Source organism: Nonomuraea phyllanthi (genome assembly GCF_006334985.2).
Lineage (GTDB): Bacteria > Actinomycetota > Actinomycetes > Streptosporangiales > Streptosporangiaceae > Nonomuraea > Nonomuraea phyllanthi.
Genome location: NZ_VDLX02000001.1, coordinates 219,037 through 243,982, shown reverse-complemented (window position 1 = coordinate 243,982; position 24,946 = coordinate 219,037). Strand labels below are relative to the sequence as shown.

Annotated in this window: 28 protein-coding genes; 16 read left to right on the top strand and 12 right to left on the bottom strand. The window is 71.8% G+C overall.

The window, feature by feature from the left end; translation table 11 throughout:
* Window positions 1-25: 25 nt before the first annotated feature.
* Together FH608_RS01160 and FH608_RS01155 are read right to left on the bottom strand one after the other, a co-directional pair.
* Window positions 26-595: an isochorismatase family protein gene (locus FH608_RS01160; protein ID WP_139627835.1), complete on the bottom strand. Its 570-nt coding sequence runs from the start codon at window positions 593-595 to the stop codon at window positions 26-28.
* A gap of 15 nt (window positions 596-610) precedes the next feature.
* Window positions 611-1,894 carry a nicotinate phosphoribosyltransferase gene (locus tag FH608_RS01155; RefSeq protein ID WP_193318179.1) on the bottom strand — a complete coding sequence of 428 codons (1,284 nt, stop codon included), beginning with the start codon at window positions 1,892-1,894 and terminating at the stop codon, window positions 611-613.
* Between the two features lie 46 nt (window positions 1,895-1,940).
* Between FH608_RS01155 and clpS the strand changes: the two genes are divergently transcribed.
* The 5 genes from clpS (at window position 1,941) to FH608_RS01130 (ending at window position 4,541) form a co-directional block, all read left to right on the top strand.
* Window positions 1,941-2,234: an ATP-dependent Clp protease adapter ClpS gene (clpS, locus tag FH608_RS01150; RefSeq protein WP_132330654.1), complete on the top strand. Its 294-nt coding sequence runs from the start codon at window positions 1,941-1,943 to the stop codon at window positions 2,232-2,234.
* A gap of 10 nt (window positions 2,235-2,244) precedes the next feature.
* Window positions 2,245-2,769 (top strand): DUF2017 domain-containing protein, encoded by a 525-nt coding sequence (locus tag FH608_RS01145; RefSeq protein ID WP_139627833.1) that lies wholly within the window; start codon window positions 2,245-2,247, stop codon window positions 2,767-2,769.
* 10 nt (window positions 2,770-2,779) lie between these two features.
* Window positions 2,780-3,181 carry a Mov34/MPN/PAD-1 family protein gene (locus FH608_RS01140; RefSeq protein WP_139627832.1) on the top strand — a complete coding sequence of 134 codons (402 nt, stop codon included), beginning with the start codon at window positions 2,780-2,782 and terminating at the stop codon, window positions 3,179-3,181.
* 138 nt (window positions 3,182-3,319) lie between these two features.
* Window positions 3,320-3,592, top strand: coding sequence for a MoaD/ThiS family protein (locus FH608_RS01135; protein WP_139627831.1), 273 nt, complete (start codon window positions 3,320-3,322; stop codon window positions 3,590-3,592).
* A gap of 1 nt (window position 3,593) precedes the next feature.
* On the top strand, window positions 3,594-4,541 hold the full coding sequence (locus FH608_RS01130; RefSeq protein WP_139627830.1) for a PLP-dependent cysteine synthase family protein: 948 nt from the start codon (window positions 3,594-3,596) through the stop codon (window positions 4,539-4,541).
* A gap of 87 nt (window positions 4,542-4,628) precedes the next feature.
* On the opposite strand, the gene FH608_RS01125 is transcribed toward FH608_RS01130, so the two are convergent.
* Both FH608_RS01125 and FH608_RS01120 read right to left on the bottom strand, forming a co-directional pair.
* Window positions 4,629-6,578, bottom strand: a complete 1,950-nt coding sequence (locus FH608_RS01125; protein ID WP_139627829.1) for a DUF3352 domain-containing protein — start codon at window positions 6,576-6,578, stop codon at window positions 4,629-4,631.
* Window positions 6,579-6,664: 86 nt separating this feature from the next.
* On the bottom strand, window positions 6,665-6,991 hold the full coding sequence (locus tag FH608_RS01120) for a hypothetical protein (RefSeq protein ID WP_139627828.1): 327 nt from the start codon (window positions 6,989-6,991) through the stop codon (window positions 6,665-6,667).
* A gap of 107 nt (window positions 6,992-7,098) precedes the next feature.
* Here FH608_RS01120 and FH608_RS01115 point away from each other — a divergent pair, with 107 nt between their 5' ends.
* From FH608_RS01115 to FH608_RS01105, 3 genes are all read left to right on the top strand, one after another.
* Window positions 7,099-7,890, top strand: coding sequence for a thioesterase family protein (locus tag FH608_RS01115; RefSeq protein WP_139627827.1), 792 nt, complete (start codon window positions 7,099-7,101; stop codon window positions 7,888-7,890).
* A 73-nt stretch (window positions 7,891-7,963) separates the two neighbouring features.
* On the top strand, window positions 7,964-8,788 hold the full coding sequence (gene murI, locus FH608_RS01110) for a glutamate racemase (RefSeq protein ID WP_139627826.1): 825 nt from the start codon (window positions 7,964-7,966) through the stop codon (window positions 8,786-8,788).
* Window positions 8,785-9,537, top strand: coding sequence for an MBL fold metallo-hydrolase (locus FH608_RS01105; RefSeq protein ID WP_139627825.1), 753 nt, complete (start codon window positions 8,785-8,787; stop codon window positions 9,535-9,537). Before murI ends, FH608_RS01105 begins: the two co-directional genes overlap by 4 nt.
* Here the strand turns inward: FH608_RS01105 and FH608_RS01100 are convergent.
* Entirely contained in the window at window positions 9,522-10,760 is a 1,239-nt protein-coding gene (locus tag FH608_RS01100; RefSeq protein WP_226898849.1) for an MFS transporter, read from the bottom strand. The genes FH608_RS01105 and FH608_RS01100 overlap by 16 nt on opposite strands.
* 68 nt (window positions 10,761-10,828) lie before the next feature.
* On the opposite strand from FH608_RS01100, the gene rph reads away from it, so the two are divergent.
* The 5 genes from rph to FH608_RS01075 all read left to right on the top strand — a co-directional run bounded on the left by rph (window position 10,829) and on the right by FH608_RS01075 (window position 15,442).
* Window positions 10,829-11,548 carry a ribonuclease PH gene (gene rph / locus FH608_RS01095; RefSeq protein WP_139627823.1) on the top strand — a complete coding sequence of 240 codons (720 nt, stop codon included), beginning with the start codon at window positions 10,829-10,831 and terminating at the stop codon, window positions 11,546-11,548.
* Window positions 11,545-12,135, top strand: a complete 591-nt coding sequence (gene rdgB, locus FH608_RS01090; protein WP_139627822.1) for an RdgB/HAM1 family non-canonical purine NTP pyrophosphatase — start codon at window positions 11,545-11,547, stop codon at window positions 12,133-12,135. Before rph ends, rdgB begins: the two co-directional genes overlap by 4 nt.
* A 46-nt stretch (window positions 12,136-12,181) precedes the next feature.
* Window positions 12,182-13,807 carry a molybdopterin-dependent oxidoreductase gene (locus FH608_RS01085; RefSeq protein ID WP_317135541.1) on the top strand — a complete coding sequence of 542 codons (1,626 nt, stop codon included), beginning with the start codon at window positions 12,182-12,184 and terminating at the stop codon, window positions 13,805-13,807.
* A 124-nt stretch (window positions 13,808-13,931) separates the two neighbouring features.
* Window positions 13,932-15,176 carry a toxin glutamine deamidase domain-containing protein gene (locus FH608_RS52375; RefSeq protein ID WP_226898848.1) on the top strand — a complete coding sequence of 415 codons (1,245 nt, stop codon included), beginning with the start codon at window positions 13,932-13,934 and terminating at the stop codon, window positions 15,174-15,176.
* On the top strand, window positions 15,173-15,442 hold the full coding sequence (locus FH608_RS01075; protein ID WP_139627821.1) for a hypothetical protein: 270 nt from the start codon (window positions 15,173-15,175) through the stop codon (window positions 15,440-15,442). The genes FH608_RS52375 and FH608_RS01075 overlap by 4 nt, the downstream gene beginning before the upstream one ends.
* Window positions 15,443-15,627: 185 nt before the next feature.
* Here the strand turns inward: FH608_RS01075 and FH608_RS01070 are convergent, their stop codons facing one another.
* From FH608_RS01070 to FH608_RS01055, 4 genes are all read right to left on the bottom strand, one after another.
* A complete protein-coding gene (locus FH608_RS01070; RefSeq protein ID WP_139627820.1) occupies window positions 15,628-18,105 on the bottom strand; it encodes an ABC transporter permease in 2,478 nt (825 codons plus the stop codon).
* Between the two features lies 1 nt (window position 18,106).
* The gene (locus tag FH608_RS01065; RefSeq protein WP_226898847.1) at window positions 18,107-18,853 is read right to left on the bottom strand and encodes an ABC transporter ATP-binding protein; all 747 of its coding nucleotides are present in this window, start codon (window positions 18,851-18,853) and stop codon (window positions 18,107-18,109) included.
* Window positions 18,854-18,934: 81 nt separating this feature from the next.
* A complete protein-coding gene (locus FH608_RS01060; RefSeq protein WP_139627819.1) occupies window positions 18,935-19,585 on the bottom strand; it encodes a response regulator transcription factor in 651 nt (216 codons plus the stop codon).
* Between the two features lie 13 nt (window positions 19,586-19,598).
* Window positions 19,599-20,768 carry a sensor histidine kinase gene (locus FH608_RS01055; protein ID WP_139627818.1) on the bottom strand — a complete coding sequence of 390 codons (1,170 nt, stop codon included), beginning with the start codon at window positions 20,766-20,768 and terminating at the stop codon, window positions 19,599-19,601.
* A 166-nt stretch (window positions 20,769-20,934) separates the two neighbouring features.
* Here FH608_RS01055 and FH608_RS01050 point away from each other — a divergent pair, with 166 nt between their 5' ends.
* Window positions 20,935-21,363, top strand: coding sequence for a hypothetical protein (locus tag FH608_RS01050; protein WP_139627817.1), 429 nt, complete (start codon window positions 20,935-20,937; stop codon window positions 21,361-21,363).
* A 14-nt stretch (window positions 21,364-21,377) separates the two neighbouring features.
* Here the strand turns inward: FH608_RS01050 and FH608_RS01045 are convergent, their stop codons facing one another.
* Together FH608_RS01045 and FH608_RS01040 are read right to left on the bottom strand one after the other, a co-directional pair.
* Window positions 21,378-21,890, bottom strand: coding sequence for a hypothetical protein (locus tag FH608_RS01045; protein ID WP_139627816.1), 513 nt, complete (start codon window positions 21,888-21,890; stop codon window positions 21,378-21,380).
* Window positions 21,891-22,490 (bottom strand): DUF6286 domain-containing protein, encoded by a 600-nt coding sequence (locus FH608_RS01040; RefSeq protein ID WP_226898987.1) that lies wholly within the window; start codon window positions 22,488-22,490, stop codon window positions 21,891-21,893.
* A gap of 136 nt (window positions 22,491-22,626) precedes the next feature.
* Here FH608_RS01040 and FH608_RS01035 point away from each other — a divergent pair, with 136 nt between their 5' ends.
* Window positions 22,627-23,820, top strand: coding sequence for an amino acid deaminase/aldolase (locus FH608_RS01035; protein WP_139627814.1), 1,194 nt, complete (start codon window positions 22,627-22,629; stop codon window positions 23,818-23,820).
* A gap of 67 nt (window positions 23,821-23,887) precedes the next feature.
* Here FH608_RS01035 and FH608_RS01030 read toward each other — a convergent pair whose 3' ends face one another.
* Window positions 23,888-24,214, bottom strand: a complete 327-nt coding sequence (locus FH608_RS01030; RefSeq protein WP_139627813.1) for a DUF3618 domain-containing protein — start codon at window positions 24,212-24,214, stop codon at window positions 23,888-23,890.
* 154 nt (window positions 24,215-24,368) lie between these two features.
* On the opposite strand from FH608_RS01030, the gene bcp reads away from it, so the two are divergent.
* Entirely contained in the window at window positions 24,369-24,842 is a 474-nt protein-coding gene (gene bcp, locus FH608_RS01025; RefSeq protein WP_139627812.1) for a thioredoxin-dependent thiol peroxidase, read from the top strand.
* Window positions 24,843-24,946 lie beyond the last annotated feature (104 nt).

The following is a 24,946-nucleotide window of genomic DNA, read 5'->3' as shown; positions in this document are numbered from 1 at the left end:
GCGCGTGGCCGTCGGCGCCGGCCTGTCAGCCCACCACGGGCGCGCCCCGGAGGGTGGCGCCCGCGTCCTTGAGCTCCGCCAGCGCCGCCTCCGTCGTCGTGTGGGACACGCCGGCCGTCAGGTCGAGCAGCACCCGCACCGCCAGCCCGTGCTTGACCGCGTCGAGCGCCGTGGCGCGCACGCAGTGGTCGGTCGCGATCCCCACCACGTCCACCTCGTGCACCCGGTGCTGCCCGAGCCACTCGGCCAGCGGCACCCCGTCGCTGGAGGCGCCCTCGAAGCCGCTGTAGGCCGCCGCGTAGGCGCCCTTGCTGAAGACCTCCTCCACGCCCGAGACGTCGAACGACGGATGGAAGTCGGCCCCCGGGGTGCCCGCCACGCAGTGCGCCGGCCACGTGGAGACGTAGTCGGGCCTGTCGGAGAAGTGGGCGCCGGGTGAGACGTGGTAGTCGCGGGTCGCCACCACGTGGTCGTAGCCGTGCTCGGCCACGTGCCGGGTGATCGCCGCCGCGACCTCGGAGCCGCCCGTCACGGGCAGGCTGCCGCCCTCGCAGAAGTCGTTCTGCACATCGACGATGATGAGCGCGGTCCCCATACCCAGCACCATACGTCAGGCGAACTCGGTGGGGATCGCCGCGTACCCCCTGCCGAGGTGGAGGGCCTCCAGGGGGAGGGTGGCGACGGCGGCGGCGTGGCGTTCGCGGGCGGCGGACAGCGGCTCCCGGCCGACGACCTCACCGTCGCGCACCAGCTCGTGCAGCAGGGGGATCCCGCCCTCGGGCGCCAGGCCGCCGGTGGTGACCAGCTCGGTCTCCACGTGGCCCGACTCGTCCAGCAGCCGGTACGCCTCCTTGCGGCCCCCGCGCGACGGCTTGCCCACCGAGCGCTTGGCCACGGCCTCCATCCTGCCCGCGGCCGTCTCCCGCGCCACCAGCTTGTACACCAGGGCCGCCGTGGGGACGCCGGAGCCGGTGACCAGCGAGGTGCCGACGCCGTATCCGTCCACGGGGGCGGCGGCGAGCGCGGCGATGGCGTACTCGTCCAGGTCGGAGGTGACCAGGATGCGCGTGTCGAAGGCACCGAGCGCGTCGAGCTGCTCGCGCACCTCCTGCGCGGCGGCGGCCAGGTCGCCCGAGTCGATGCGGACCGCGCCCAGCTCGGGGCCGCCCAGCTCGACGGCGGTGCGTACGGCCTCGGCCACGTCGTACGTGTCCACCAGCAGCGTCGTGCCCCGGCCGAGCGAGGCGATCTGGGCCTCGAACGCCTCCTTCTCCGAGTCGTGCAGCAGCGTGAAGGCGTGCGCCGCCGTGCCGGCCGTGGGCACGCCGTACCTGTGCCCGGCCATGAGGTTGGAGGTGGAGGCGAATCCGGAGATGTACGCGGCGCGGGCGGCGGCCACGGCGGCGCTCTCGTGCGTGCGGCGGGACCCCATCTCGATGAGCGGCCGCTTGCCCGCGGCGTTGGTCATGCGGGAGGCGGCGGAGGCGATGGCGCAGTCGTGGTTGAGAATCGACAGCGCGATGGTCTCCAGCAGCACGGCCTCCGCGAACGTGCCCTCCACGATCATGATGGGGGAGGCGGGGAAGTAGAGGTCGCCTTCTCGGTAGCCATAGATGTTCCCGGAAAACCGGTAATCGGCGAGAAACGCCAGAGTGGAGTCGTCGACGACCCGGTTCTCCCGCAGATAGGTGAGTTCTTCCTCACCGAAGCGGAAGCGTTCCAGCTCGTCCAGGACACGTCCCGTGCCGGCGACAACCCCGTAGCGCCTGCCACCGGGGAGATGTCTGGCGAAAACCTCGAAAACGGCGCGCCTGTGTGCGGCCCCGCTCCGCAGGGCCGCCTGTAGCATCGTCAGCTCATAGTGATCTGTGAGCAACGCAGTGCTCATGGTCATCGTCACGAGTCGAAGACTACGGCCCAGATAGGGCAGACTCGGGGATGTGGGTAGCACCGCTCCAATCGCCGTTGAGCGTCCGTCATCGGACGTCCGACCCGATCTGCCGTGGGTGACCATCGTCTGGAATGACCCGGTCAACCTCATGTCCTACGTGACCTATGTCTTCCAAACGGTCTTCGGCTACACACGGGAGAAGGCCGAGAAACTGATGCTGGACGTCCACCACAAGGGCAAGGCCGTCGTGTCCAGCGGCACGCGGGAAGAGATGGAACGCGATGTGCAGATTCTCCACTCCTACGGCCTGTGGGCGACGGTCCAGCCGGATTCGGTCAAGTGAGGCGGCGCGGGTGACTTCGGGGTTCTCGCCGGGCAAGGGCGGCGGCGTCGTGGCGGAGTTCGAGGCCGCCGAGGTCTCGTTGCTGCGCTCGCTCGTGTCGATGATGCTCGGCATCGTGGAGCCGGGGCAGACCAGCGACGACCCGCTGGAGCGGGCGCTCGGCATCGGCGGCGGTCAGGCGCCGTCCGACCCGGTGCTGGCCAGGCTGTTCCCCTCGGCGTACGAGGACGAGCAGGAGTCGGCCGAGTTCCGCCGCTACACCGAGGCCACGCTGCGCGACGGCAAGCGGGCCGACGCGCAGACCGTCTTCGACACCGCCAGGTCCGGCCGCGCCGACCTGACGCCGGAGCAGGCGCAGGCGTGGCTGCGCTCGCTCAACGACGTGCGCCTCACGCTCGGCACCAAGCTCGACGTGACCGAGGAGGTCCACGACGAGATCGCGATGATGTCCGAGGACGACCCGCGCTACCCGGCCTACGTGACCTACGACTGGCTGACCTACCTCCAGGACAGCCTGGTCCGGGCGCTCTGGTAACTTCCGGGGCATGCTGTCGATCTCGCAGGAACTCGCTGACAAGATCGTCGCCCATGCCCGCGCGGACCACCCCGACGAGGCGTGCGGCGTGATCGCGGGCCGTGACGACGTGCCCGAGCGGTTCATCCCGATGGAGAACGCCGAACGCTCGCCCACCTTCTACCGCTTCGACTCGATGGAGCAGTTCAGGGTCTGGCGCGAGATGGACGACCGCGACGAGACCCCGGTCGTGATCTATCACTCCCACACCGCGACCGAGGCGTACCCGTCGCGCACCGACGTGTCCTACGCCTCCGAGCCGGACGCCCACTACGTCCTGGTCTCCACGCGCGACGAGGACGAGGTCGAGTTCCGCTCGTACCGGATCCTCGACGGAGTGATAACGGAGGAAGAGGTAAGGTTTCTCCCATGATGGCCAGGCCGGTGCAGAGCTTCCTCTTCGCGCACACTCCTGCTGTCGTCGTCTACGACTGTCGCTGAGCCAGGAATCCGCATCAAGCCATCGGTGTTGCTGCCGATGGGACGACCTGACCTGAGGAGACTGAGCGCGATGGCCATCGAGGTTCGCATTCCGACCATCCTGCGTAACTACACCGGCGGCGCCAAGGCCGTCGACGTCGAGGGAGCCACCCTCGAAGAGCTGATCAGCAACCTTGAGTCGCGCCACCCGGGCATCAAGGACCGCCTGGTCGACGACGGCAGCCTGCGCCGCTTCGTCAACGTCTATCTGAACGACGAGGACGTCCGCTTCCTGGGCGGGCTGGGCACGAAGCTGTCCGACGGCGACACGGTCACCGTGCTGCCCGCCGTCGCCGGCGGCTGACATGCGGTTCGACTCGCTGATCGACTCGGTCGGCCGCACGCCGCTGGTCGGCCTGCCGCGGTTGTCGCCCTCGGCCGACGTGCGCGTCTGGGCCAAGCTCGAAGACCGCAACCCGACCGGGTCGATCAAGGACAGACCCGCGCTGTGGATGATCGAGGAGGCCGAGAAGGACGGCAGGCTCACGCCGGGCTGCACGATCCTCGAGCCCACCAGCGGCAACACCGGCATCTCGCTCGCCATGTCCGCCAAGCTCAAGGGCTACCACCTGATCTGCGTGATGCCCGAGAACACCTCGGAGGAGCGCCGCCAGCTGCTGCGCATGTGGGGCGCGGAGATCATCTCCTCGCCGGCCGCGGGCGGCTCCAACGAGGCCGTGCGCGTGGCCAAGCAGCTGTCGGCCGAGAACCCGTCCTGGGTGATGCTCTACCAGTACGGAAACCCGGCCAACTGGCGCTCCCACTACGAGGGCACCGGCCCGGAGATCCTGGCCGACCTGCCCACCGTGACCCATTTCGTGGCCGGGCTCGGCACGACGGGCACGCTGATGGGGGTCGGGCGGTTCCTGCGCGAGCGGGTGCCGGGCGTGCGGATCGTCGCCGCCGAGCCGCGTTACGGCGAGCTGGTGTACGGCCTGCGCAACGTGGACGAGGGGTTCATCCCCGAGCTCTACGACGAGTCCGTGCTGACCACCCGCTTCTCCGTGGGCTCGGCCGACGCGCTGCGGCGCACCCGCGAGCTGCTGGCCACCGAGGGGATCTTCGCCGGGGTCTCGACCGGCGCGGCGCTGCACGCGGCGCTGGGCGTGGCCGCGAAGGCCGTCAAGGCGGGAGAGCGCGCCGACATCGTGTTCGTGGTGGCCGACGGCGGCTGGAAATACCTGTCGACGGGCGCGTACGAGGGCACCCTGGAAGAGGCGGAGGACCGTCTCGAAGGGCAGCTCTGGGCCTGAGCCACAGGACGACGGAAACAGGAGAGCGGCCGGTCTTCGCGACCGGCCGCTCTCCGCGTTCAAGGGGGCCCAAGGGGGTCCAAGGGGTCAGTTGAACAGCAGCCGCAGCGAGAACGTCATCTCGGTGTCGGTCCGCGAGCCGCTCAGCCCGACCGCCCGCAGCGCCTGCAGGTTGGCCTTCTCGTCGCCCTGCACGGACTTGAGGTAGAGGTTCTCGACCTTGTCGAGGTCCACGAACAGGGCGAAGTTGGCGTCGTCGGGGTTCGGGATCGCCGTCTGGAACGTCTCGGAGTCGCCGAGCGTGCCCTCTCCGGCCAGCTGCTTGGCGTACTCGTCGGACGTGCCGACCGCGAAGACGCCGTCGCCGGACGCCTTGGCGATCTGCGGCGCCCCCTGGCCCTGGGCGGTCAGCGCCTGCTGGACCTTGTCGACGATGGCCTGCGCCTTGGCCGGGTCGGTGACGATGCGCACGCCGCCCTTGATCTGGTTGCTCTCCAGGCCCTGGCTGTCCACCGCGGCGGTGAAGTTCTGGCCGAAGACCGTCGACAGGTCGTCGGGCAGCTTCAGGCCGAGCTGGGTCTGCGCCTGCTGGATCATCTGCTGCACCTCGGCGCTGCCGGACGCCGCGGCCTGCTTCTGGATCTGCGCCCACTGCTTGGTGACGATCTGGTCGAGCCCGGAGATCGACACGGCGCCCGCCGTGGTCTCGGGCAGTGTGCCCAGCTCGGCCTTGGCCAGGTCGCCGTCCGCGGCCAGGCCCTTCGCGCCGCGCACGACGCCGGCGAGCTCGACGTACGCGCTGTCGAAGCGCAGCGCGCCGGCGAACCTGGCGTCCTTGAACTGCTCCAGCGCGGTGGCCTGGTCGGCCGTGACCTCCTTCTTGGCGAGGTTCATGAGGCCGCCCATGTCGGCCCAGAACGACAGCACGCCCTGCTCGCCGATCGCGCCCATGTCGTCGCCGTACTCGGCGTTGTCGGCCAGGCTGCCGTCGGCCTGCGCGTACTTGTCGGCCAGCTGCTGGGTCGAGCTGATCAGCGCGTAGTCGTCGCGGAAGGCCACGCCGTACTTGTCGCCCTCCATCAGCTTGGCGATGCCGGCCTTGGCCTGCTCCTCGTCCTTGACCTGGACGGCCACCGCGTAGTCGGGCTCCTCCTTGCCCGAGGGCACGGCGGCGAAGCCGATCCTGCTGCCGAGCCACGGGTCGACGTCCTTGGCGAAGTCGATCTTGGTGTCGCCGTCGTTGATCGTGTCGAACAGCGCCTTGCGCGGGTCCTCGCCGCTGAAGGAGTCCTTGGTGGCCGTGAACTTCCTGGCGATCTGGAACAACGCGATCTTCTGGTTCGCGGCCGGGTCCATGTCGAGCCGGGCATAGGCGATCGCGTCGGCCGGCAGCACCTCGTCGGGCTGCGTGCCGCCGCCGCCGATCGCACCCACGGCCCATACCGCGCCGCCGCCCAGCAGCACCACGGCGAGCGCCGCGGCCGCGGCGATGATCCACGTCTTGCGGCCCTTGCCGGCGGGCTGCGCGGGGCCGAAGCCCTCGGGGCCCTGGTGCTGCCAGCCGCCCTGGCCCTGGGCGTACGGGTCCTGCTGCTGCTGTTGCTGCTGCCCCCAGCCCTGCTGCTGGTAGGGCTGCTGCGGGTCCCAGCCCTGCTGGGGTTGCTGCTGCTGTTGCTGCCAGCCGCCCTGGGGCTGCCCGCCGTACTGCGGTTGCCCACCGTACTGCTGCTGACCGCCGTACTGCTGGCCCTGACCGCCGTACTGCTGGTTCTGCTGCTCATAGGAGCCCTGCTGGCCGCCGTACGGGGAGCCGTAGGAAGGCTGCTGCCCGTACGCGGACTGGGGGCTGTAGGGCTGCTGGCCGTAGGACGCCTGCTGCCCGTAGGTCCCCTGCTGGCCCTGGGGCTGCTGGTAGGGCTGCTGCGGAGGGTACGGCTGCCCCGAGGACGGCGGCGTCTCCGGCTGCTGCCCCTGGTTCCAGTTGTAGGCCGTGGTCCTTTCAGGATCCTGGCCGTAGGGGGGATTGTTCGCAGACATCACTCAACTCACAATGTGGACTTTTTACCACAGAGAAAGCTAGCTGATGTTGCTGGATGGGCGCTTGCAATGTGCTGAACTGTGGGTCAGGCCCGGGTCAGCTCCTTCCGCAGCGCGCTGATGTGGATCTCGCCGCCGCCGTAGTCCTCGACGCACGACCACGGGACGAACGTGCAGCCCGCGTAGATGGTGCGGGCCAGCGTCCTGGAGAGCCAGTCGGCCCGGCCCGCGCGGTCATGGGTGAGGCCGAGCAGCAGCGACGCCCGCCGGCTGGAGACGAGCAGCCCGTAGACGGTGTTGTTCTCCTGGAGCTGCGCCTTGTGCTTGACCACGCGGATGTCCACCACGTGGCCGACCCACACCCCATTGGAGTCCCAAACGGACTGACCGATGAGTTCGGTGACACTTGCCATGATCGAACCTTCTCAACCACATCACGTTTTCGCAGGTAGGCGCGCTGAAAGCGGGATGCACTAGAGTATGCCGCCAGAATAGTGTTCTGGACTTGAGGCGGGCGTGGATGACCAAGTTCGACGAGGCGACACAGGCGATCAAGGTCGACGAGGGCACGTACGACGTGTGCCTCGACCCCGGCTACGGGATCGGCGGGCCGCTCAACGGCGGCTACCTGATGGCGGTGCTGCTGCGCGCGGCGGTGGACGCCTCGCCGTTCGAGCACCCGGTGAGCACGACGGCGCAGTTCCTGAAGGCGCCGGTCGCCGGCCCCGCGCAGGTCAGGATCGAGCCGCTCAAGGCGGGCAGGACGGCCGCGTTCGCCAGGGCCACGCTCGTGCAGGACGGGGTGGCGCACATCGAGGGCCTGATCACCACAGCCACGCTGCACGAGGTGGAGCCCGACTACGCCGCGGCCCCCGCGCACGACATGCCGCCGCGCGAGGAGTGCGCCAAGCTCCCCGATCCCAAGCCCGAGTCGGGCATGCTGCTGAACGCCCAGATGGAGCTGTACTTCGACCCGCCCACGATCGGCTGGCTGTCGGGCCGCCCGACCGGCAGGCCGGAGGCGCGGGCGTACTTCAGGATGGCCGAGCCGCAGGACCCCGATCCGTACGTGCTGGCGCTGGCCGTGGACGCGCTGCCGCCCGTGGTGTTCTCCGCCGGCGCGCGGGGCTGGGCGCCCACCGTGGACCTCACCTGGCACCTGCGCGCGCTGCCCGCTCCCGGCTGGCTCACGTTGCTCGGCGGCGGCCGGCTGATCTCGGACGGCTGGTTCGACGAGGAGGTCGAGGTACGCGACTCCGCGGGCCGCCTCGTCGCCCAGTCGCGCCAGCTGGCCCGGGTCGGGAGAGGCTGACGTCACGAAGCGCGGCGAGACTGTGAGCATTCTTACGCAGAGTTGATCGTGCAGGTCCCCTACCCTCTAGAACGTGCCGGACGAGAGTATTGGGATCTTCGACAGCGGGGTCGGCGGGCTGACGGTCGCTCGCGCGATCATCGACCAGCTGCCCTACGAGTCCATCACCTACGTGGCCGACACGGCCCGCCAGCCGTACGGGCCGAAACGCATCGCGGAGGTCCGCGCCTACGCCCTGGAGGTGATGGACCACCTCGTCGAGCACGGCGTCAAGATGCTCGTGATCGCGTGCAACAGCGCCAGCGCGGCGGTGCTGCGCGACGCCCGCGAGCGTTACGACGTGCCGGTCGTCGAGGTGATCCAGCCGGCCACCCGGCGCGCGGTGCGGGCGACCCGCACCGGCAGGGTGGGCGTGATCGCCACCAGGGCCACCATCGACTCCATGGCCTATCACGACGCCTTCACCGCGGCGCCCGACGTGCTGCTCACCGGCGTGGCCGCCCCGCGCCTGGTGGAGTACGTCGAACGGGGAGAGACGATGAGCGACGAGCTCATCGAGGTGGTCCGCGAATACCTGGAGCCCATCAGGACGGCCGACTGCGACACCCTCATCCTCGGCTGCACCCACTACCCGCTGCTCACCGGCGCGATCTCCTACGTCGTGGGCGACGGGGTCACGCTGGTCTCCAGCGCCGAGGAGACGGCCAAGGACGTCTACCGGATCCTGCACGACCGCGGCCTGGCGGCGGGAGGCGAGGCCACCCCCCGGCACCGCTTCCGCGCCACCGGCGACTCCCTGCTCTTCGCCCGCCTCGGGCGGCGCTTCCTGGGCCCGGAGATCGACGCGGTCGAAGTCGCACCAGTGGGGGATACCACCTCAAACGGGAGGCCCACATGAAGGTGACCATCGTCGGATGCTCGGGCAGCTACCCGGGCCCCGACAGCCCCGCGTCCTGCTACCTCCTGGAGGCCGACGGGTTCAGGATGCTGCTCGACCTCGGCAGCGGGGCGCTCGGCGCGCTCCAGCGCCACGTCGGGCTGTACGACGTGGACGCGATCTGCCTGACCCACCTGCACGCCGACCACTGCCTCGACATGTGCGGCTACCACGTGGCCCGCACGTACGGGCCCGACGCCCCGTACCCACTGGTCCCCGTCTACGCGCCCGCCGACGCGCGTGCCCGGCTCTCCCGCGCGTACGGGATGCCGGACGAGCCCGACATCGAAACCGCGTTCGACTTCGTGCCGCTCGCGCCCGGCTCGTTCGAGATCGGGCCGTTCACGCTGACCGCCGGGCTGGTCAACCACCCGGTCGAGGCGTACGGCTTCCGCGTCGCCCACGGCGGCAGGTGCGTGGCCTACTCCGGCGACACCGGCGAGTCGGCCGAGCTGGTGAGGCTCGCCGCCGGCGCCGACCTCCTGCTGTGCGAGGCGTCGTTCCTGGACCGCCCCGGCCTGCCCCCCGACCTGCACCTGACCGGCCGCCAGGCCGCCGAGCACGCCGCCAAGGCCGGCGTCGGCCGGCTCGTGCTCACCCACCTGGTGCCGTGGAACGACCAGCGCACCGTGCTGGAGCAGGCGGCGAGCGGCGGCTTCGGCGGCCCCGTCGAGCTGGCCCGCAGCGGCGCCGTCTACGACCTCGCCTGAAGCTCGCCGAAGTCGCGCATGCGGGGCAGCGGCGAGAACACCAGCGGCAGGAACGCCACCAGCCGGCCCGTCATGAACACCCACAGGGCCTCCCGCACCCCGATCCGCTGGGCGACGAGCCCGCCGAGCAGCGCCCCCAGCGCCATGATGCCCCAGGCGACGAACCGGACCGACGCGTTGACCCGGCCGAGCAGGTGTTCCGGGGTCACGGTCTGGCGGTAGGTGATCTGGCCGACGTTCATCAGTGCCGCGCTCCACGACAGCGCCATCGAGGTGATCGCGAAGCACACCATCCGCCAGTCGGCCTGCGTCAGGGGCATCAGCAGGCCGAAGGGGGAGCCCACGACGGCGGCCAGCCAGGTCATCCTGGCCGTGCCGAACCGCCTGGTCAGCGGGCCGGCGGTCAGCCCGCCCACGAGGCCGCCGACGCCGCCGGACATGAGCAGCAGGCCGATCATGCCGGGCGCCAGCCGTACCACGTCCGCCAGGAATAACACCGACAGGCCGAGCACGGCGCTGAGGCACAGGTTGATGGCCGCCGTCGAGGCCACGAACATGCGCATCAGGCGGTCCTGCCACAGGTACGCCAGCCCCTCGCGGATGCCGTGCAGCAGCGGGGTGGGCTCGGTGACGGCGGGCGGCTTGTCGGCCACCTTGATCGAGCCGAGGAAGAGCACCGAGGCGAGCGCGCCGAGCGCGGTGGTGACGAGCGTGCGCGGGGCGCCGAGCAACTGCACCAGCGCGCCGCCGATGGCCGGCCCCGCCAGGAAGGAGCTGGAACGCACGACCTCCAGCTTCGCGTTGCCGTCGCTGAGCTGCCCGGTGCTGACCAGCTCGGGCAGGTACGTCTGGTCGGCGACGTCGTTGAAGACCTGGCTCACCCCGGCCAGCAGCGCGACCACGAACAGCATGCCGATCGACAGCAGCCCCAGCTCGGCCGCCAGCGGGATGCTGCCGAGCAGCACGAATCTCGCCAGGTCGGAGGCCATCATGACCCGGCGCTTGCGCATCCTGTCGACCCAGACCCCCGCCGGCAGGCCGATCAGGAGGAAGGCCGTGGTCTGCAGCGCCGACAGCAGGCCCACCTCCGCCGGCCCGGCGTGCAACACGAGCACCGCCACCAGTGGGAGCGCCACACGTGAGATATTCGCCCCCAGTTCGTTCGCGACATGCGAGCTGATGAACCGGAGGAAGTCAGGGTTTCGCAACACCCCCGTTGTCATTGCGTAAGGATCCATGTGGCGGACACATTTGGTCAAGAGTGTCGTGGCGCGGAGATAGGGTGATCTGCATGTCCCGACAGGATGGCCGCAACCCTGACCAGCTTCGCCCGATATCCATCACCCGGCATTGGCTGGCCCATGCCGAAGGGTCCGTTCTGGTGGAATTCGGCAGCACAAGGGTGCTGTGCGCCGCCTCGGTCCAGGACAGCGTGCCCCGGTGGCGGAGGGGCAGCGGGCAGGGTTGGGTGACGGCGGAATATGCCATGTTGCCCAGGGCGACCAATACTCGTAACGATCGTGAATCGGTTCGGGGAAAAATCGGCGGACGTACGCACGAGATTTCCCGGCTGATCGGCCGCTCACTGCGGGCCTGCGTCGATTACAAAGCGTTGGGGGAAAACTCCATTCTGCTCGACTGTGACGTTCTGCAGGCCGACGGCGGCACCAGGACCGCCGCCATCACCGGCGCCTACGTCGCGCTCGCCGACGCCGTCGCCTGGATGCGCCGGCGGCGGATGTGCCCGGGCGACCCGCTGATCGGCTCGGTCGCGGCCGTCTCCGTCGGGGTGGTCGGATCCGTGCCGATGCTCGACCTCTGCTACACAGAAGACGTGGCAGCGGAGACCGACATGAACGTCGTGATGACGGGGGAGGGCAGCTTCGTCGAGGTGCAGGGCACCGCCGAGGGCGCCCCATTCGACCGCGCCGCGCTCGACCGGCTCCTCGACCTGGCCGTGACGGGGTGCGAGGAGCTCACGCTGATCCAGCAGGAGAGCCTGAGTTCATGAAGATCGTGCTGGCCACCCGCAACGCCGGGAAGATCGCCGAGCTGCGCCGCATCCTGGCCGGGTTCGACATCGTGGGTCTGGAGGAGTTCCCCTCGATCGCCGACGTCGTGGAGACCGGGGTCACGTTCGAGGAAAACGCGCTGCTCAAGGCGCACGCCGTGGCCCAGGGCTCGGGGCTGCCCGCGGTCGCCGACGACTCGGGGCTCTGCGTCGACGTGCTCGGCGGCATGCCGGGCGTCTTCTCGGCCCGCTGGTCCGGGAAGCACGGCGACGACGTGGCCAACCTCGAGCTGCTGCTGGCCCAGGTGTCCGACGTGCCCGCCGACAAGCTGACCGCCCGGTTCACCTGCGTCGCCGCGCTGGCGCTGCCGTCGGGGGAGTCCCGGGTGGTGGAGGGCGTGCTGCCTGGCCACCTGGTCAGGTCGCCGCGGGGGAGCAACGGCTTCGGCTACGACCCGATCTTCGTGCCCGAGGGCGAGCGGCGCACGACGGCCGAGCTGCCGCCGGAGGAGAAGGACGCGATCAGCCACCGGGGGCTGGCCTTCCGCGGGCTGGCGCCCATCGTGAAGCAGCTGGTGCGCTCGTAACCATCGCGTAAGAACCGCGCCGCGGCGGGCGGCGTACCTTCGCACTGTGCAGAGGATTTCGATGGTGCCCGCATGGGCGGGGGCTCTGGCGGGTCTGGTGACCGGGGGCGCGGCCCTCGGCGTGGCCCAACTCGTGGCCGCGCTCACCGGGCAGGAGACGTTCCCCGTCGTGGCGGTCGGCGACGCGGCGGTCGACCTGTCGCCCGCTCCCGTCAAGGAGTTCGCGATCAGCGCGTTCGGCGAGAACGACAAGACGGTTCTGGTCGGAGGCGTGCTCGTGGTGCTCGCCGGCATCGCGGCCGTGATCGGCGTGCTGGCGCTGCGCCGGCTCGCGTACGGCTTCGCGGGGCTGGTCCTGTTCGCGGCGGTCGGCGTGCTCGCGGTGCTCACCCGGCCGGACGCCGGGCTCCTCGACGTGCTGCCGACCCTGGTGGGGGTGGCGGCGGGCGCGTGGACCCTCTCCTGGCTGGTACGGCGGGCCGCCCCCGCCGTTCCGGGGGCCGGCACCCCCGCTCCGGCCGCCCTCACGCCTGAGAACGATGTCCTCACGCCGGAGAACGACGTGGAGCGGCCGGCCGTGATGCGGGCCGGGGACGATCTGCGGGCCTTCGACCGGCGGCGGCTGCTGACCGGCGCGGCCGGCGGGGTGGTGGTCGCGGGGGCCGCCGCCGTGCTGGGCCGCCAGCTCGGCGGGCGGCAGGCCGTGGACGCCGCGCGGGTGGGGGTGGCGCTGCCCAGGCCCGCGACGCCCGCCAAGCCCATCCCGGCAGGGGCCGACCTCCACATCAACGGCTTGTCCTCGTTCATCACGAAAAATCGGGACTTCTATAGGGTCGATACCGCGCTCATCGTCCCTCAGGTGAACCCGAACGACTGGAAGCTGCGCATCCACGGCCTGGTCGACCGGCCGGTGGAGCTCACGTACCAGGAACTGCTCGGCCGGCCCCTCACCGAGGCGGACGTCACGCTCACCTGCGTCTCCAACGAGGTCGGCGGCGAGTACGTCGGCAACGCCCGCTGGCTCGGCGTCCGCATGGCCGACGTGCTGCGCGAGGCCGGCCTCCAGTCCGGCGCCGACATGCTGCTGTCCACCTCGGCCGACGGGTTCACCTGCGGCACGCCGGTCGACGTGATCATGGACGGGCGCGACGCGCTGTTCGCCGTCGCGATGAACGGCGAGGCCCTGCCCCTGGAGCACGGCTTCCCCGTCCGCCAGGTGGTGCCCGGCCTGTACGGGTACGTGTCGGCCACGAAGTGGGTCGTGGACCTCAAGGTGACCCGGTTCGACCAGGACGAGGCGTACTGGACGCCGCGCGGCTGGGCGGCCAAGGGACCCATCAAGACCCAGTCGCGCATCGACGTGCCCCGGCAGGGCGCCTCGCTCAAGGCCGGGCGCACCACGATCGCCGGGGTCGCCTGGGCGCAGCACACCGGGGTGGACGCCGTGGAGGTGCGGGTCGACCGGGGCGAGTGGCGGCAGGCGAAGCTCGCCGAGGTCCCCGGGCCCGACACGTGGCGGCAGTGGTCGATCGACTGGGACGCCGCGGCCGGCTCGCACACGATCGAGGTGCGGGCGACCGACGCCGCGGGACGCACCCAGACCGACCAGCAGGCCCCGCCCGCGCCCGACGGCGCCACCGGCTGGCACACGATCACGGTGCAGGTGGGCTGAGCGCCCCGCTTGCCCCTGTTTCCGCAGGTACGGCGGGTGCTTCCGGCGGTGAATCTCGCCGACTTCCCCTCCCTGTCACGGTGACCCCTCTACGATCGGTCGTCGAGCATGACAGGAGGCAGCCGTGTTCCGCGAGCGCAGGCCGAGCGTCCGGTGGGTCCTTCCAGACGGGCGGTACAACCCCCTGGTGGCGGAGGGGGTGCGGTGGCTCGACTACGAGCGCGCCGCCGAGAGCGGCGCCGCCCCCGCGAACTCCCCTCCGGACGACGCGGCCACCTTAGAGCCCGCGGACCCCCGAGCCGATTCACCCGATGCTGAGCGGCCCGATGCTGAGCGGCCCGATCCCGAGCCGTCCGACGCGGAGTTGTCCGATCCGGAGCCGTCTGATTCCGAGTCGCCGGATCTGGAGTGGCTTGATCCCGAGGCGGCCGCGCCTCCAGACCTCAGAGACGAGCCGCCCCATCGTGGTGCCGAGCCGCGCGGCCGTCAGGCGCGGTCCTCCGGTTCCAGGGACAGCTCGCCCGAGCAGCAGAGCGCATCCCTCGGGCCCTGGACCATGGCGCCCGGCCACCAAGTGGAGCCCCCCGGTATGCAGGGCGAGTCGCCTGATGCCTGCCAGGGAGAGCCCCTCGGTCCCTGGGCCGGGTCGCCCGATCGCCGGGGGCAGTCCCGCGATGCGTGGGCCGGGTCCTTCGACTTCCGGGGCGAGTCTCTCGATGCTCAGGGCGAGTCCCCGGAGCCCGGTGGGGGTGACTGGTTCGACCTGCCGCAGCGGCCGCCCCGGCTCGCCGACTGCCGGCCGTACGGTGTGCCGGGTGGGCTCGCGCACCCCGATCCGCAGGTGGAGCGGGACCTCGCCGAGGCGCTGCGGCCCGGTGACCGGTTTCCCGACCCGCGCGGCACCTGGGTCCGGCTGGTGAACGGCGGCGGGCCGGCCGACGACCCGTTCAGGGCCTCCAACGCGGCCGACTGCGCGCTGGCCGTCATGTCCACCTGGTACGGCGAGCCCGCGGCGGCCGCCCCCAGGTACCCCGAGTACGACCGGATCGGCCGGCCCCTGCTGACGGGGGAGCAGGGCAGCCTGGCCAGGATCGAGCGCTGGATCGGCCATCCCCTCAGGCACGCGGGGCAGGGGCGGCACGCGTACCCGATGATCGCGCGGCGGCTGCAGGAGGCCGGGCACGGGGCGGCCGCCGTCATCGTGGTGCGCTGGCCCGGCGGCGGCTGCCATGCCTGGAACGCTGTCAACTCCGACGGCGAGGTGATCTGGATCGACGCCCAGCGGGGCCACATGTCAGTGGAGCCGGCGTACACGACGGTGACCGGGGTGTTCTGCGTGATACTCGACCGGCGGGGGCGGCCACGATGAACCTGGAACAGGCCAGGGCGCTGGCGGAGGAGTACTTCAACGGCGTGCGGCCGCCCGACGAGGCGCTGCCGGTGGGGGTGCACGGATTCTACGGCGGTTACGTGGCGTGGGTGCGTGACCTTGATCCCGACGACCCGGCGACGCTGCCGGAGACGATCGGGGGCGGGTGCGTCGTGATCGACCGCGCCACGGGCGAGGTGGTGGCCCGGCCGCTGCTCGACCCGGAGACGGTCGCCGCCCTCTGGCCGGGCCGCACGCCGCGCTGAGAAAGCTCCGACCTGGAAGGCCGCACGCTACGGGGAGACGGCTCCGGACCTGTAGGGCCGCACGCCGTGCTGAGGACGCCGTCCGCGAAGGAAGGCCGGGCGCCGCCCCCATGAGACGCCCGACCACCTGCGTGCCCTCTTTCCCGCTTCTTCGCATTTATGCGACTAAAGGGCCTTTATCCGGATCAACTGGTGGCGAGCGCGCCGACGATCGAGGCCCGCGCGGCCCGCCGGGCCGGGAGCACGGCGGCCAGCACCCCGGCCACCCCCGACAGCGCCACGAAGAGCGCGATCTGCCCGACGGGCGCGGAGAAGACGGCGCCGTCCAGCATGGCCATGATCGCGGCCCAGCCGAAGGCGACCCCGAGCACCACCCCCACCAGCGCTCCGATCAGCCCGAGCACCAGCGCCTCGACCGACAGCATGCGCCGCAGCTGAGCCCGGGTCAGGCCCAGGGCCCGCAGCAGCGCCGACTCCCTGGTCCGTTCGTGGACCGACAGGGAGAGCGTGTTGGCGATGCCCAGCAGCGAGATGAGGATCGCCAGCCCCAGCAGCCCGGTGATGACCATCAGCAGCATGTCCAGCGTCTCGTCGAACTGGCCGCGTATCTCGGTCGAGCTCGCCACCCGTACGGTCGGGTAGGCCGCCACGGCGGCGTCCACCACCGCGCGGGCCCGCGCGGGCGGCACGCCGTCCCTGATGTTGATCAGGACGCGGGTGTCCGGGATGGCCCCGAAGTACGTGTCGAACGCCCCCTCCGCGACGGTGACCTGCGGCAGCGGCGACTCGGCGCTGTCGAACAGCGCGACCACCTTCAGCCGGACGGTCCCCGCCTCGGGCGTCCTGACCTGGATCGCCGTGCCGAGCCCGAAGCCGAGGTCGTCGTCCACCGCCGCCTGCCCGGGGCCGAGGCCTTTCATGGAGCCGGCGGTCAGGGACGGCTCGATGGGGCCGGCGTACGTGCCGACGCCGAGCCGCCGGCCCGCGACCGTGACCCTGGCCTCGCGCAGCTGCACCACGGAGGAGAGCTCGGGTCTGCCGCGCAGCTCCGTGGCCACGGACCTGGGGATGACCGCGTCGAGCCGCTGGCTGCTCAGCGCGTAGTCGATCGGGAACTGCTCGTCCAGCTTGACGGTCATCGTCTGCCGGGTGGACGCGGTCACCACGGAGATCAGCGTCATGAGCGTCACGCCGATGGTCAGCGCGACCGTGGTGGTGGCGGCCCGCCTCGGGTTGCGTCCCGAGTTGCCCACCGCGAGCCGCCCCGGCACCCCGAACAGCCGCGCGGGGATCCAGCCGACCAGCGCGCTCAGCGGCCTGACCAGCACCGGGCCGAGGATCAGGACCGCCAGGAACGTCAGCGCGCCCCCGGCCATCACGACGACGAGCGAGACCTGCTGGCCGGGCGGGAGCACGAACACGCCGGCGGCGGCCGTGCCCAGCCCCGCCAGCAGGAAGAGCCCGGCGAGGACGGCGCGCACCACGCCCGCCCTGAACGTCTGCTCCTCGGCCTGGGTACGCAGCGCCGCGATCGGCGCGACCCTGGTGGCCGACCGGGCGGGCAGCACGGCCGCGCCCAGCGTGACCACCACGCCGACGGCCAGTCCCGCCGCGATCGTGACGGGCGTGAGGGTGACGGCCGCGTCCGTGGGCAGCGGGGCGTCGACCGCGGCCAGCACGGTCAGCGTGAGCGAGGCCAGGCCGTACCCGACGAGCAGGCCCAGCGCCGAGGCGAGCACGCCCACCACGGAGCTCTCCAGCAGGATCGAGCCGAACACCTGGCCGCGCGTGGCGCCGACGCACCGCAGCAGCGCCATCTCCCTGGTGCGCTGGGCGACGAGGATGTTGAACGTGTTGTAGATGACCAGCGCGGCCACCATCATCGCCACGAGCCCGAACATCAGCAGCCCGAGCGTCAGCATCTCTGTCTCCACCCCGGCCGCACGGGCCAGGTCGGTGGCCAGCTCGCCGCCGGTCTTGACGACGTACGCGCCGCCGGCCGCCGCCGCGACGGCCTGCTTCAGCCCGGGCGCCGTGCCTGCCACGTCGATCTCGCGGTAGCCCTTCGCGCCGGTCATCCGCTGCGCGGTGGCCGCGGTGAAGCCGACCGCCCCGGTGTAGGAGAGCTCCTGGTCCACGCCGGGGTCGAGCAGCCCGACGAGCCTGAACCGGTGCTCGCGCTGCCTGGCGTCCAGCACGGTGATCGTGTCGCCGGGCCGGAAGCCCTGGGCCTTGGCGGTGTTCTCGTCGAGCACGGCGGCCTGGTCGTCGGTTCCGGGGCCGGTGCCCTCGACGATGTCGGTACGGTCGAGCGGCCCGGGGACGATCGACAGGGCGGTGGTGGGGGCGTTGCCGGCGGTCTTGCCGTCCTTGCCGAGCACGGGCGCGGGCGCGCGGATCAGCCCCTGCGCCTCGGTGACGCCGTCGAGGGCGCGGATCCGCTCCAGGAGCCGTTCGGGCAGCACGGCGTCCGGGCCCTTCGGCAGCACCGCCACGTCCACCTTGGCCGCGTCGGCGGTGACCCGCTGGTCGTAGCCGGCCTGCACGGTGTCGTTCAGCACGAACGTGCCCGCGATGAACCCCACCCCGAGCGTGATCGCCAGCGCGGTGAGCAGCAGCCGGAGCCTGTGCGCGCGCAGCCCGGCCAGTGCCGTCCTCAGCACCTCACGCCTCCAGCTTCACGAGGGTGTCCAGCACGGTCTGCGGCGTCGGCGCGGCGATCTCGGTCACCAGCTCGCCGTCGCGCAGGAAGACCACGCGGTCGGCGTACGAGGCGGCCACCGGGTCGTGCGTGACCATGACGATGGTCTGGCCCAGCTCGCGTACGGAGGTGCGCAGGAAGGACAGGACCTCCGCGCCGCTGCGGGAGTCGAGGTTGCCCGTCGGCTCGTCGGCGAAGATCACCTGGGGCTTGCTGATCAGGGCCCTGGCCACCGCCACGCGCTGCTGCTGGCCGCCGGACAGCTCCGACGGCCGGTGCCCGAGCCGGTCCCGCAGGCCGACGGTCTCGATGACCCGGTCGAACAGCGGCTGGTCGGCCTGGCGGGCGGCGATCTCCAGCGGCAGGCGGATGTTCTGCTCGGCGGTGAGCGTGGGCAGCAGGTTGAACGCCTGGAAGACGAACCCGATCCGCTCGCGGCGCAGCATCGTCAGCCGGCGGTCGCTCAGCCCGGTCAGCTCCACGTCGCCGATGTGCACGGTGCCCGACGTCACGGTGTCGAGCCCGGCCAGGCAGTGCATCAGCGTGGACTTGCCCGAGCCCGACGGGCCCATGATGGCGCTGAACGCCCCGGTGGCGAACGACACGTTCACGGAGCGGAGGGCGTGCACCTGGGCGTCGCCCTGGCCGTACACCTTGCTGAGATCCCTGGCCACCACGGCGGGCGGGGCTGGGGTGAGCGTCACATTCATGCGCATCACGCTAGGAGCGGAAAGTGCAGGATTTATGGGCCTGCTGGATGGACTTCGTGTAGGACTCCAGATGACCCCGGGTCAGACTTTCGGCCGATGCGACGGCACGACGAGCCCGGCCTCGTAGGCGTAGACCACCACCTGCGCCCGGTCCCGCAGCCCCAGCTTGGCCAGCACCCGCCCCAGGTGCGTCTTCACCGTGGCCTCGGCCACCTCCAGGCCGGCCGCGATCTCCGCGTTGGACAGGCCGCGGGCCACCATGAGCAGCACCTCCCGCTCGCGCGGCGTCAGGTCGGCGCCCGGCACCGGCTCCTCGGCCGGGATCTGGGCGGCGAACCGGTCGAGCATCCGCCGCAGCGTGCTCGGCGAGACCACCGCGTCGCCCGCGTGCACCACCCGGATCGCGTCGACCAGGTCGGCCGGCGGCACGTCCTTCAGCAGGAACCCGGCCGCGCCCGCCCTGACCGCGGCGAACGCGTACTCGTCGAGGTCGAACGTGGTCAGGATCAGCACCTTCGGCCCGTCGATGCGCCGGGTGGCCTCGACGCCGTCCATGGCGGGCATGCGCACGTCCATGAGCACGACGTCCACCTCGGTGCTCTCCAGCTTCTCCAGCGCCGCGAGCCCGTCACCGGCCTCCGCCACCACCTCGATGTCCGGCTGGGCGCCGAGCACCATCCGGAACCCGGCCCGTAGCAGCTCCTGGTCGTCGACCAGCATCACGCGGATCATCCGGCCGCCCTCCCTACGCCGCTCTCGCCATGGGCAGCCTGGCCAGCACCTCGAAGCCGCCGCCCGGCAGGGGGCCGGCCTGTACGGCGCCGCCGTACAGGCCGGCGCGCTCGCGCATGCCGATCAGGCCGTGGCCGTCCGTGCTCGCGGGCGCCGCCGCGCCCCTGCCGTCGTCGCTCACGCGCACCACCAGCTCCGGGCCGTTGTAGTCGATCGCCACGACCGCCCGTACGCCGGGGCCGCCGTGCTTGAGCGCGTTCGTCAGCGCCTCCTGGACGATGCGGTAGACCGCGAGCTGCTGGCCCTCGGGCAGCTCGCGCGGGTCGCCGCCGACCTCCAGCCGGGTGGGCACCGCCGAACCGCGCACCAGCTCCTCGAGCTGGCCCAGGCCGGGCTGCGGGGTGTAGTCGGTGATCGCCGTCTCGCCCTCGCGCAGGACGCCGACCAGCCGGCGCATCTCGGCGAGCGCCGCCCGGCCGGTCTTGGAGATGGCCTTGACGGCCACGCGTGCCTGCTCGGGGTCGGTGTCGAGGGCGTAGCCCGCGCCGTCGGCCTGCACCACCATGACGCTGACGTTGTGCGCCACCACGTCGTGCAGCTCCCTCGCGATCCTGGCGCGCTCGGCCGCGGCCGCCATCCTGGCCTGCTGGTCGCGCTCGCGCTCCGCCCGCTCGGCGCGCTCCTCCAGCCCTTCGAGGTAGCGCCTGCGCGTGCTGGCGTACAGGCCGGCCAGCCAGATCGTCACCACGAAGATCGAGCCGGTGGTGAACATGCCGAGCGTGGGTTCGTACCAGTTGACCAGGGCCATGAACGTGCCCAGCTCCGCCACCAGGACCGCCGCCAGCGCCCACCGGAACGCGCACCGGTAGGCGACCGCCCAGAGCGCGACCAGCACCGCGAGGTTGGCCGGCAGCGGGTTGACGCCTGCCAGCCACTGCCCGAAGCTGACCAGCGCGACGGCGGCGAACGAGCCGACCGGCCGGTCGCGCCAGATCAGCGGCAGCAGGAGCAGCGCCGACAGGCCCAGGTAGCCGGCCACGCCGAGGTACGGGGTGCCCGGCGCCGGGTCGCTGTCCGCGTACGGGATCGCGAGAGGCGCTGACAACGCGGCGAGCGGCGCCACCCGGAGGGCGCCGGCCAGCTGCTCGTGGCGCCTGGTCCACGCCCGTACCCTGCCGAACACACCCTCACGATATGTAGCTCCGCCTGACCGGTGTTCCGCCTGAAGGTGGATGTACGCCTACGACCCAGGTCTTACGTGACCTGTGGCTTACGCCAGGCTTACGGTGATTTCGGCATTCTCGTACCTGGGAGCGCCCCCTCTGGAGGGCGAGTAAAGGGAGATCGTGATGGCGGATCATGATCGCGACGCCGGGTCGCGCGGTGAAGAGGAAGCGCCGCGCGACCCGACCCCCGGGGAGCACGACGGGGAAGGGCGGAGCAGGTACAGGTACGGCGAGGCGCCACCGGGTCCCGGCTACGCGCCGCCCCCCACGATGCCCATGGCGGCTCCCTCGCGGCCCGGCTCGTACCGGGAGTTCTTCCGGCAGAAGCAGGCGCAGGTCATCGGCGCCGGGCTGGTCGGTCTCGCGCTCGGCGCCCTGCTGGGCGGCGGCGCCGTCGCCGTGGTCAGCGACTTCGGGCACCGGGACGACGCGCGCGTGATGCACCAGGGGTATCCCGGCTGGGGGCCGGGGCTGCGCTACCTGGAGCGGCCGGAGATGCCGCTGCCGCCCTCGCCGCCTCCGCCGCCGCCGGTGCCGACCCGCACCGGCTGAGCGGGCCGGGCGGGTCAGTACGGCTGGCCGCGCAGGCGCCGGACGTGCAGGCGGACGACGGTGCCCGCCTCGTCGTCGCGGACCTCCCGGCGGATCCTGCCGACGATGTCCTGGTCCAGCTTGCGCACCACCGCGCCCACGTCCGCGGCCGACGGGCACGTCAGCGAGACGCGCAGGCCCTCCTCGCCGACGCGCACGCGTGCCCGGCCCAGGCCCTCCACGCCCTTCAGCCCGACGAACAGCATGGCGGTGCCGGTGCCGGTGGGCAGGCCGCGCCGGCCCCAGCCGAGGCTGAGCAGCAGCCAGCGGAGCGAGGCCAGGGCGAGCAGCACCAGGGTCAGGGAGACGGCCCACAAGGTCCAGGGCTCGTCGGTGAGCGCCCCGCGGGCCTGGGCGGGCAGGACTTTCGCGGTGGGTGACAGGTCGGGGAAGTGGCCGTCGCCGCGCAGCCAGGCGTACGCGCCCAGGGCGAGCAGCGTGCCGCCCACGACGGCCAGGCCGACGCGGTTGCCCGTGTACTGCCGCATCTACCGTCCCTTCTCGCGCAGCCGGACCACGACCTCGCCCGTCCCCAGCGTGCCGAGGCCGGCCAGGCGGTCGCCCACCGCCGTGCCGACCTGCCGCAGCATCGAGCCCGAGCTCTCCGACTCCGTCATGACCGTGACCTCGATGGTGCGGTTGCGCAGGCGTACGCGGGCGCCGATCACCCCCGGCACCTGCTGGGCGGCCGCGCGCAGCGTGCGGCGCAGGCCCGGACGGGTGATGCCGATGACGATCAGCGGGTCGGACGTCTCCACCGGCACCAGCCGGGAACGCCCCGGCACGACCGCCAGGGCCAGCATCAGGGTGCCCGCGCCCGCCACGGCCAGGGCGGCGGCGGACAGCTCCCGCCAGGTGGTCCGGCCGGCCAGCTCGACGGCCTCGTTCACGGGTACCCAGCCGAGCGGGTGGCCGAGCAGCCCGGACACCACCTCGGCCGCCGTCGCCCCCAGCCCGGCGGTGAGCGCCAGCGCGATGAGGGCTCCAGGGAGGGTACGCGCCGGTCTGAGCGCCCGTCTCGCCCTGCGCAGCCCGGTCTGCCGCGTGTTGACCGCGGTGTCGGGCTTGGTCTGCTGAAGCGTGGTCATCACAACGACAGACGTACATGGATGCGGCACGGCCACGACCGCGCCCTCGCCGCCCATTGCCCGAACATTACGGGGACGGACATCAAGGTGAACGTCGCTCATATTCATCTGCCCGTTATGCGGTTACGCTGAGTGTATGGATGACCGCCAGCGTTACGACCGCGCCACAGCGGGGCTCGAACCGCCGTTCGCGATCGTCGACCTGGCGGCACTGCGGGCCAACGCGGCCGACCTCGTACGGCGGGCGGCGGGCAAGCCGATCAGGGTGGCCAGCAAGTCGGTGCGCAGCCGCCCGCTGCTCGAACGCGTCCTGGGCATGGACGGGTTCCGCGGCGTCATGGCCTTCACGCTTCCCGAGGCGCTGTGGCTGGCCGCGCGGGGCTTCACCGACATCCTGGTGGCGTACCCGACGGCTGATCGGCACGCGCTCGCCGAGCTGGCGGGGAACGCCGAGGCGGCCGCGCGGATCACCGTGACCGTCGACTCGACGGCCCACCTGGACTTCACCGAGGCGGCAGTGGCGGAGGTCCACCCCCGATCCGAGATCCGGATATGTATGGACATCGACGCCGGATATGTCGCCTTCGGAGGGAAGTTTCGGGCGGGGGCTCTGCGCTCGACCATCCGCACTCCCGAGGAGGCCGCCGACCTGGCCGCCGCCATCGCCAAGCGGCCCGGGTTCAGGCTGGCCGGGCTCATGGCGTACGAGGCGCAGATCGCCGGGATGGGCGACGCCCCGCCCGCGAACGCCGCCTACACCCGCGTCCTGCGCGCCATGCAGGCCCTTTCCACCAGAGACCTCATCCTCAGGCGCGGCCGCATCGTGAACGCCGTCCGCCAGGTCTCCGACCTCGAGTTCGTCAACGGCGGCGGCACCGGCTCCGTCGAGCGCACCGTGCGCGAGAAGGCCATCACCGAGGTGGCCGCCGGGTCGGGCTTCTTCCACCCGAGGCTGTTCGACTTCTACCGGCGCTTCACCGGCCACCCGGCCGCGCTGTTCGCCCTGCCGGTGGTGCGCCGCCCCGCCACCGACACGGTGACCGTGCTCGGCGGCGGCTACCCCGCCTCAGGCAGCCCGGGGCCGAGCCGCCTGCCCCAGCCGTACCTGCCCGCCGGGCTCCGCTACGCCCCCGACGAGGGGGCGGGCGAGGTGCAGACCCCGCTGATCGGCCAGGCGGCGGAAGACCTGCGGATCGGGGACCGCGTGTGGTTCAGGCACGCCAAGGCGGGAGAGCTGTGCGAGCGCTTCGACACGCTCCACCTCGTCGAGGGCGACACCCTGGTGGAGTCGGTGCCGACGTACCGGGGCGAGGGCCGGACCTTCCTCTGACGGCCTGGCCTTCCTGTGACGGCTCGCCCTCCTCTGAGGGCTTGCCGTCCTCTGATGGCCGGGCGGGTCAGCGGCGCTTGCGGCGGCGGCGCCAGAGCAGGACGGCCGCCCCCACGACCAGCACGGCCCCCACGCCGATCAGCACGGGCCCCAGCTCGGGAGGCTCCTCCTCCCACACCCGGTCGGGATCGTCGGTGGCCGGCCGCGCCGTCACGCCCAGCGCGTCGCCCACGGACGCCACGAACTGCGTCGCGCGGTGCTTGGCGTCGGCCACCGTGCGCTCGGCGACCCGCTTGGGGCTCACCCGCTCGGCGATGGCGTCGACCGTCTGCGCCAGCTCCGCACGCGTCCGCGCGATGCGCCGCTCCAGCTCGTCGGGGTCGGTGTCAGCCATGGCTCTCCTCTCGACCGTACGCGTGGGCCGCGCCCGCTCCGCGTGCCGTGCGGACTCCGTACGTTCCTGGTGGTGATCAGTCTGTCAGGTCGGCACGCCGTACGGCACGGCGGCCAGGCCGGTAGGTTGGCGGGAAGAACTCAGGAGGGCAACTTTGACCGAAACCAAGCTCGCGCCCGGCGACGCCGCGCCCGAGTTCACGCTACCCGCGGCCGACGGCATGCCCGTCTCCCTCGACGCCTACCGCGGCAAGCGGGTGATCCTCTATTTCTACCCCGCCGCGATGACGCCCGGCTGCACCAAGCAGGCCTGCGACTTCCGCGACAGCCTCGGCCAGCTGACCGAGGAGGGCTTCGTGGTGCTCGGCGTGTCGAAGGACAAGCCGGCGAAGCTGGTGAAGTTCGCCGAGCGCGACGGGCTGACCTTCCCGCTGCTGTCCGACCCCGACCTCGCCGTCCACCAGGCGTACGGCGCGTACGGCACGAAGAAGCTCTACGGCAAGGAGGTTGTGGGGGTCATCCGCTCGACCTTCGTCATCGACGCCGACGGGAAGGTGGAGCAGGCGCTCTACAACGTGAAGGCGACGGGCCACGTGGCCTCGCTGAAGAAGAAGCTCGGCCTGGCCTGACGGCGGCCCGCGGGCCCTCCGCGAAGGGCCCGCGCCCTCTCCCGCTCCAACCCGCGGGCGCCCGAACAGCCGCCCGCCGCGCCCTTGTGGAGCGCTAAACTAGA